Annotated in this window: 5 protein-coding genes and 1 pseudogene (1 of these 6 running past the window's edge); 2 read left to right on the top strand and 4 right to left on the bottom strand. The window is 60.0% G+C overall.

All coding sequences use genetic code 11. The features are described 5' to 3' along the window. The first annotated feature begins 240 nt into the window (after positions 1–240). Positions 241–1,551 (top strand): MFS family transporter, encoded by a 1,311-nt coding sequence (locus ADK28_RS21600; RefSeq protein ID WP_048796615.1) that lies wholly within the window; start codon positions 241–243, stop codon positions 1,549–1,551. 36 nt (positions 1,552–1,587) lie between these two features. Here ADK28_RS21600 and pssA read toward each other — a convergent pair whose 3' ends face one another. The 4 genes from pssA to trxC form a co-directional block, all read right to left on the bottom strand. Further along, positions 1,588–2,943 carry a CDP-diacylglycerol--serine O-phosphatidyltransferase gene (gene pssA / locus ADK28_RS21595; RefSeq protein ID WP_048796614.1) on the bottom strand — a complete coding sequence of 452 codons (1,356 nt, stop codon included), beginning with the start codon at positions 2,941–2,943 and terminating at the stop codon, positions 1,588–1,590. A 152-nt stretch (positions 2,944–3,095) separates the two neighbouring features. Beyond that, on the bottom strand, positions 3,096–5,744 hold the full coding sequence (locus tag ADK28_RS21590) for a bifunctional acetate--CoA ligase family protein/GNAT family N-acetyltransferase (protein ID WP_033639536.1): 2,649 nt from the start codon (positions 5,742–5,744) through the stop codon (positions 3,096–3,098). 42 nt (positions 5,745–5,786) lie between these two features. Further along, positions 5,787–6,482, bottom strand: coding sequence for a tRNA-uridine aminocarboxypropyltransferase (locus ADK28_RS21585; RefSeq protein ID WP_004928866.1), 696 nt, complete (start codon positions 6,480–6,482; stop codon positions 5,787–5,789). A 114-nt stretch (positions 6,483–6,596) separates the two neighbouring features. Then, positions 6,597–7,016: a thioredoxin TrxC gene (gene trxC / locus ADK28_RS21580; RefSeq protein WP_004928868.1), complete on the bottom strand. Its 420-nt coding sequence runs from the start codon at positions 7,014–7,016 to the stop codon at positions 6,597–6,599. A 207-nt stretch (positions 7,017–7,223) separates the two neighbouring features. Here trxC and ADK28_RS21575 point away from each other — a divergent pair. Then, a pseudogene (locus ADK28_RS21575) lies at positions 7,224–7,381 on the top strand (tRNA/rRNA methyltransferase) (it continues 906 nt past the right edge of the window).

The raw sequence follows: 7,381 nt of genomic DNA, 5'->3' as shown, positions 1-7,381 counted from the left end.
CCCTGAACTGACGTTCAGGGCTTTTTGCTATGTGTAAAAAGGAAAATCCCCGTTGTAATCCGCTTCAACTTTCATCGTACTGTTTAATATTCATCACAAAACCAACGCATTGTTTCTCTGAATGGCAGATATTCTTCGTCCGCTATTAAGTTTGGCTGTTAACTTATAAATAACAATAAAGTAACAACCAGGGCGGCAGGACGCCGAATTTCATCATTGCTATGGCTCGGAGAAAATATCATGACAGAAACAACCTCGGCTCTTGGGGATGAGCACGGCGTCGAACAGGGGGCGTTGGATAACAAGAAACGCATTTTCGCTATCGTCGGGGCTTCATCAGGCAATCTGGTGGAGTGGTTTGATTTTTACGTTTACTCCTTCTGTTCCATTTATTTTGCCGCCTCGTTCTTTCCAGCGGGCAACAGCACCACGCAGCTGCTGCAAACCGCCGGTGTTTTCGCCGCCGGCTTCTTTATGCGACCTATCGGCGGTTGGCTGTTCGGCTATATTGCCGACAAGCATGGCCGAAAAAACTCCATGCTGCTTTCAGTCTGCATGATGTGCGCCGGATCGCTGGTGATCGCCTGCCTGCCGACGTATGAATCGATCGGCAGCTGGGCGCCGGCGTTGCTGCTGATCGCCCGCCTGTTCCAGGGGCTGTCGGTAGGGGGGGAATACGGCACCAGCGCCACCTACATGAGCGAGGTGGCAATCAAGGGGCGGCGTGGCTTCTACGCATCGTTCCAGTACGTGACGCTGATTGGCGGGCAACTGTTGGCGCTGCTGGTCTTGGTGGTCTTGCAGCAGATATTGCCCGCCGAAGAGCTGAAAGCCTGGGGATGGCGTATACCGTTTGCCTTGGGGGCCGTGTTGGCGGTGGTGGCGCTGTACCTGCGCCGCTCGCTGAATGAAACCTCCGATGCGAAGACGCGTAACCACAAAGATGCCGGTTCGCTGACGGGGCTGTGGAAAAATCGCAAGGCGTTCCTGATGGTGCTGGGCTTTACCGCCGCCGGTTCACTGACCTTCTACACCTTCACCACCTACATGCAGAAGTACCTGGTGAACACTGCCGGTATGGACGCCAAGCTGGCCAGCGCCATCATGACCGTTGCGCTATTCGTCTTTATGCTGCTGCAGCCGGCGGTAGGCGCGTTTTCGGACAAAATCGGCCGTCGCAGCTCGATGCTGATCTTCTCAGCCTTCGCCACGGTGTTGACGGTGCCGATCCTGTTTGCCTTGAAAGAGGTGACCAACCCCTTTATGGCGTTCGGTCTGATCGTGTTGGCGTTGTTCGTTGTCAGCTTTTACACCGCGATCAGCGGGCTGCTTAAAGCCGAGATGTTCCCGCCGGAGGTACGCGCGTTAGGGGTAGGTTTGTCTTATGCGGTGGCGAATGCTCTGTTTGGCGGCTCGGCGGAATATGTCGCGTTGTCGCTTAAATCATTCGGCGTGGAGAATGCCTTCTTCTGGTACGTTTCCGGCATGTGCCTGCTGGCGTTGCTGGTTTCGCTTCGGTTGCATCGCAAAGGCAAGGAGATACAGCTGTAATAAAAACCCCGGCCTTGGCCGGGGTCAGAGTACCGCTTACAGGATACGGCTAATCAGCCGATCGATGCGGATACGCCGCAGACGGCGAATCAGCTTGCGCACCTTGATCGGATACTGCTGAATGCTTTGCAGCTCCTGATAGTGGCCGACCACGGTGGTGTGGGTGCGGATGCACTCCAGCTCTTTTTGCCGCTGTTCGCGCATCTCTTGTTTGGGATCGTGGATCAGAATGGCGTTTTCCAGATCCAGCCGCCAGGCGCGCGGGTTGAGATTATTGCCGGTAATCAGCTGCCACTCTTCGTCTACCCACATGCCTTTCAGGTGATAGCTGTTATCGCCATCCTTCCACAGACGCACGATCAGCTGCCCGGTATCGATATAACGCTGCAAGCGGCTCAGGAAGCGGCGCAGGTTGATCTCGTACAGGTAGGGCAGCGCGCCGATGATTTTGAACGGCTGGTCTTCCGGAATATAGAAATCGTTGGCGGTCTTGTCGCCGACAATGATCTCCACCTGTTTGCCCTGGCGCAGCAGATAAATGATGTTGCGCACCAGCAGCGCCGGCAGGTTGAAGTAGGGGGTACAGAGCGTCAGTTTCTGGTCGGCGCACGACATCAGGTGATGAATGGTTTTATTCAGCACGCTTTGCTTGCCAAGCCCAACCAGCGGCGTCACCGCCAGCTCATCGTTGCTGGCCTTGCCGCGGAAGTGGTAACCGGCGCGGCGCAGGGCGAAACGGAACAGACGGGTCTCGTTTTTGATCTCCGGGCTTTTCGGCCGATCGCTGCGATCGAGGCGCTGTACGGCGCCGGCGGTGAGCAGATGCTGCTTGATGTAATCGATCAAGGTATCGGCCAGCACGCCGTTGGTGATCAGCTGATAGCGATCGTAACGGTATTTCTCATGCTGATGCAGATAAACGTCGTTGATGCTGGCGCCGCTGTAGATCGCGGTATCGTCGACCACAAAGCCTTTCAGGTGCAGTACGCCTAACGCTTCGCGGGTATTGACCGGCACGCCGTAGATCGGCACCGACTGTTCCGGATGTTGGCTGGCCATGGCGCAGTACCAGTCGGCGTTGGTATTGGCGGCGGCGGCGCCGATGCGCCCACGCTGTGCGCGGTGCCAGTCGACCAGTACGCAGATTTCCAGCTCGGGCCGCCGCTGTTTGGCTTGATACAGCGCGTTGAGGATCTCGCGCCCGGCGTCGTCATGCTCCAGATACAGGGCCACCAGATAGATGCGTTGGGTGGCGTTGGCGATGGCGCTCAGCAGCGTGGTGCGAAAATCGGACGGCGTGTACAACGTACGAACATCAGCAACCGTCTGGGGAAGTTTGGGCAGTTGTGCAAGGTGTTGTTGATGTTTGCTACGTTTAAATTTTGACAACATCACAGTGCGTTTCTTCTCTCATGATTGATGGCCAGAACGCCACAGGCATAAAAACAATAAACCGAATAATCGGGCGATAATACCATTAGTTGCCCCGATTGTGCGTATGTTTTGGCGTTAAGTGGTGGATTCGTAGCGCATTGCGACGCAGGTCACTGCGCGTCGGCGGCCTGCAGCGGCAGCGTCAGATTGACGATGCCGTCCTCAAGCTGCACCTCGATGCCAAAGCCCAGCCGCTGCGCCAGTGCGATCATGCCGCGGTTATTCGGCATGGTGATGCCGCTCAGACGGGTCAGGCCATGAGCGCGCGCATAGGCGATCATTTTCTCCAGCAACTGACGGCCCAGGCCCAGGCCTTTGAGGTCGGAACGCACCAGCACGGCGAATTCGGCGTCGGTGTTGTCCGGATCGGACAGCGCGCGCGTCACGCCGATGATCTCGTCTGCGCGCACCGCCACAAAGGCCATTTCTCGATCGTAGTCGATCTGCGTCATGTTGGCCAAATCGTCATGGGTAAACTCGTTGATCTCGCTGAAGTAGCGATAATAGAGGTCTTCCTTGGTCACCCGGTCGATGAAATGTTTCAGCGTCGGCTCGTCTTCCGGCAGGATCGGGCGGAACAGGCATTGGCTGCCGTCTTTCAACGCGATGGTCTCTTCCAGCTCATGCGGATAAGGGCGGATCGCCAGCCGCGCCTGCGGATCGCCGCTGAACGGCGCGAGCTGCATCGAAACGTCCAGCAGGGTGAATTCGCTGCCGGAGGCCAACACTGGGTGAATATCCAGCCGGGCGATCTCCGGGCAGTCGAGGATCAGGTTGGAGACCTGCACCAGCAAGCGGCTTAGTCCAGGGATATCTAAAGGCCGCAGCGCGCTGCGCCCGCGGATCTTGCCGCCTTTCACCGCCTGCAGCACCAGATAACGCGCCAGCGCCATGTTCAGCGGCGGCAGCGCGACCGCCACCTGATTTTCCTGGCGCCATTCCACACCGCCTTCACCCAGCATGATCAGCGGGCCGAAAATCGCATCCTGCTCCACCGCGATGCGCAGCTCCTGGGCGCCGGCGCGGTTGGCCATGCTCTGCACCAGCAAACCGTGGATGCGCGCCTGAGGGTAGGTGCGCTTCACGCGGTCGAGGATCGCCTCCGCCGCGCGCTGCACTTCGGTCGCGGTGCGCAGGTAGAGCATGACGCCCTGAACTTCCGACTTGTGCGGGATATCCGGCGAACGGAGCTTCAGCGCTACCGGGTAGCCGATCTGTTCGGCGATATGTACCGCTTCGGCGCTGTCTTCGGCGATCCAGGTCGGCAGGGTGCTCAGGTCATAAGCCTGCAGAATGGATTGCACCTCGTGGGTATCCAACTGGGTGGCGCCTTCGGCCAGCGCCTGATGGATCAGGCGGTGAGCGTCGGCGGTATTGGCGGTCAGGCCGACCGGCAGCGCCGGGGTCTCTTTCAGCTGCTTCTGGTTGCGGCGGTATTCCACCATATGCATAAAAGCGGTCACAGCGCCTTCCGGCGTGCGGTAGGTGGGAATGGCGGCCTCGGTAAACAGCCGGCGCGCCTCTTGCGAAGAGTATTCGCCGCACCAGTTGGTCAGCAAGGTGATGCGTTTGCCGCGCGCATGGCGGTGCAGCGCGTCGATCAGCCGCTGCGCCGTGGCGGTGCCCGGCGCCGCCGCGCTCGGCGCATGGATCAGCAGCAGAGCGTCATAGTCGTGGCTGTCGAGCAGCGCTTCGAGAGCCGCCAGATAGCGCTGCGGCGTGGCGTCGTCGCGCAGATCGAGCGGGTTGCCGGCGCGAATGAAATCCGGCAGCGCATCGCTCAGCTTCGCCAGGCTCTCATCGTTCAGCGTCGCCAGCTTGCCGTTGCGCCCGAGCAGCTCGTCCAGCGCCATTGCCGCCGGCGCCGCCCCGTTGCTGACGATCATCAGCCGCTCGCCGCGCAGCGGATGCATATGGCTGAGGGTTTCCACCGCGGAGAACAGCTCATGGGTATCCTGCACGCGCAGCAGGCCGGCTCGCTGGATGGCGGCGTCGTAGGCGGCGTCCAGCCCCTGCTGGCTGTTGAGCAGTAATTGCGCCTGTTGGCTGCGGCCGCTTTTGATCACCAGAATGGGCTTGTTGCGTGAGGCGCTGCGCGAGGCGGAGAGAAAGCGCCGTGCGTCGCTGATGTTTTCCAGATACAGCAGGATGGCGCTGGTTTTGCTGTCGCGCGCCAAAAAGTCGAGCAGGTCGTCGACGTCGATATCCAGGCTGTCGCCCAGCGCGATGAAGTAAGAGAAGCCGACTTCGCGCTGCTGCGCCCAGTCGAGAATGGTGTTGGCGACGGCGGCGGACTGCGAGATAAACGCCAGCTTGCCTTTTTGGATCGGCACCGGCGAGAAGCTGGCGTTGATGCCTTGCCACGGCGCCAGTAATCCCAGACTGTTGGGGCCCAATAGCCGCATGGCGTAGCGCTGCGCGCAGGCTTTCAGTTCGGCGAACTGTTCTGGCGGTGAAGAGAGCACGATGGCGGTTTTGCAGCCGCGCTGCCCCAGCGCGTCGAGCAGCGCCAGATTACGCTTGGCGTGAGTGCAGATGATCGCCAGATCCGGCGTCAACGGCAGGCTGGCGACGTCGGGGTAGGCCATGACGCCGCATACCGCCTTGTAGCGCGGCGTCACCGGCAAGATGGGGCCGCCGAAACCGCCGGCCAGCAGGTTGCTCATCATCAGGTTGCCGGCGCGGCCCGGCTGCTGCGAAGCGCCCAGAACGGCGATCGATTTGGGACGTAGTAGCGCTTCTAACCCTCGCTGGCTCATGCACGGCTCCTTTTGGCAACGTTACGCCTGATTTTAGGCGCTTTATGGCTGCATTGCTGTGACCGATGCCTCCGGCCGGGTCGGTTTTCCCGCCAGATACTGTTGACGGAAATAGCGAAAATGCTGATTCAACCCTTCGGCGGCCGGCAGATCGCCCGCCTGTTGCAGCAGGGCGGCGGCCACTTCCGCCGTGCAGTGTTGCTCGGCGCGGCTGGCTTCGCGCAGTTGGTAGTCCGATGCGGCGTCGACGTTGAGGGAAAACACCGGGAATTGATTGAGATACGGGCTTTTACGGAACATTTTGCGCGCCTCCGCCCAGGTGCCGTCCAGCATGATGAACAGCGGCGGTTTGCCGCCGACGGGCAGCGCGCTGAACACCGGCCGTTCGGCGTCGGCGTAGGACGCGGGGAACACCACATAAGGCTGCCGGGTGGGATCGTTGATGGCCGCCAGCAGGGCGGGATCGACCTCGGTACGCGACCAGAGGAACGCCTGGGTGTCCGGCAGGATATCGGCGATCAGGCGGCCGGTGTTGCTGGGCTTGAGCGGCTCGGCGCCGAACATGATCAGGCAGAAACGGCTGCCGGCCTGCTGTGGGCGAATGGTGTCGCACAGGCAGTTCTTATGCGGCAGCAGGCAACCCTGACAACGCGCCACACGGCAACCGCGCGCCAAAAAAGGGCGGGTGGCGCGGTCTAAACGGAATTGGCGCAGGCGAAGTACGGCGTTGTCGGTCATAACGATCCTGGGGAAAAACCGCTATTGTAACGCAGAAAAAAGCCCGCCGGGAGGGGCGGGCTCGATCGGGGCGCGTTCGCGCGCAATGGCGGGATACGGCCTATACTTGCCGAATCACACTAACTCGTTGAGCCAGTTATCAAACGGCGCTTTCGGCATCGCGCCGTTGAGCATGTCGACCATTTTGCCCTGACGGAACACCATGATGGTCGGGATGCTGCGGATGCGGAAACGGGCGCTCAGCTCCGGCTCGGCTTCGGTGTTCACTTTCACGAAGCGCACTTTGCCGGCGCGCTCTTCGGCCACGTCTTCAAAGATCGGCGCAAAGCTGCGGCACGGGCCGCACCACGGCGCCCAGAAATCGACCACGACCGGCAGATCGTCCTGCAGCAACTGGTCCAGCGTGGCGGCGGTGGCGTTGATCACTTCACCGTCGAAGAGCTCATGGCCGCAGCGGCCGCATTTCGCGTTGTCCGCCAGACGTTCTTCCGGCACGCGGTTGGTGGCATTGCAAGCTGCACAAACTGTATTCATGTTGACCTCGGGTACAGAGAAAGCATGGTCCCCGCAACGCGGTTGCGGAGATGTTTCTTTAATGCTGACAATTATCGGCAAAACCCGGCGCGTGAACAATGAGGTTTGTTCAATGGATGTGATAGTTGGGAGCTTTTAGCGCAAGTTGGTGGCTTCGTGCACCAACATCAGGTAATCTTCGCGCCCTGCGCGTTGGTGGAGAAGACAATGAACGATTCATTTAGTGGCAAGAACGGTAAAGTCAAAGTGATGTACGTCCGCAGTGACGACGACAACGGCGACGACCGTAACAAGAATAAACGTCCGGCCGGCAAAGGCCGTCCGGCTGACGGTGCGCGATCGGGCCGCACCGGTCAAGACAAGGC

The sequence above is a fragment of the Serratia sp. 506_PEND genome (genome assembly GCF_001076875.1).
In the GTDB taxonomy this organism is placed as follows: domain Bacteria; phylum Pseudomonadota; class Gammaproteobacteria; order Enterobacterales; family Enterobacteriaceae; genus Serratia; species Serratia marcescens.
Note: the sequence above shows the minus strand (reverse complement) of the source record. Positions and strands in the feature narration are given on the sequence as shown.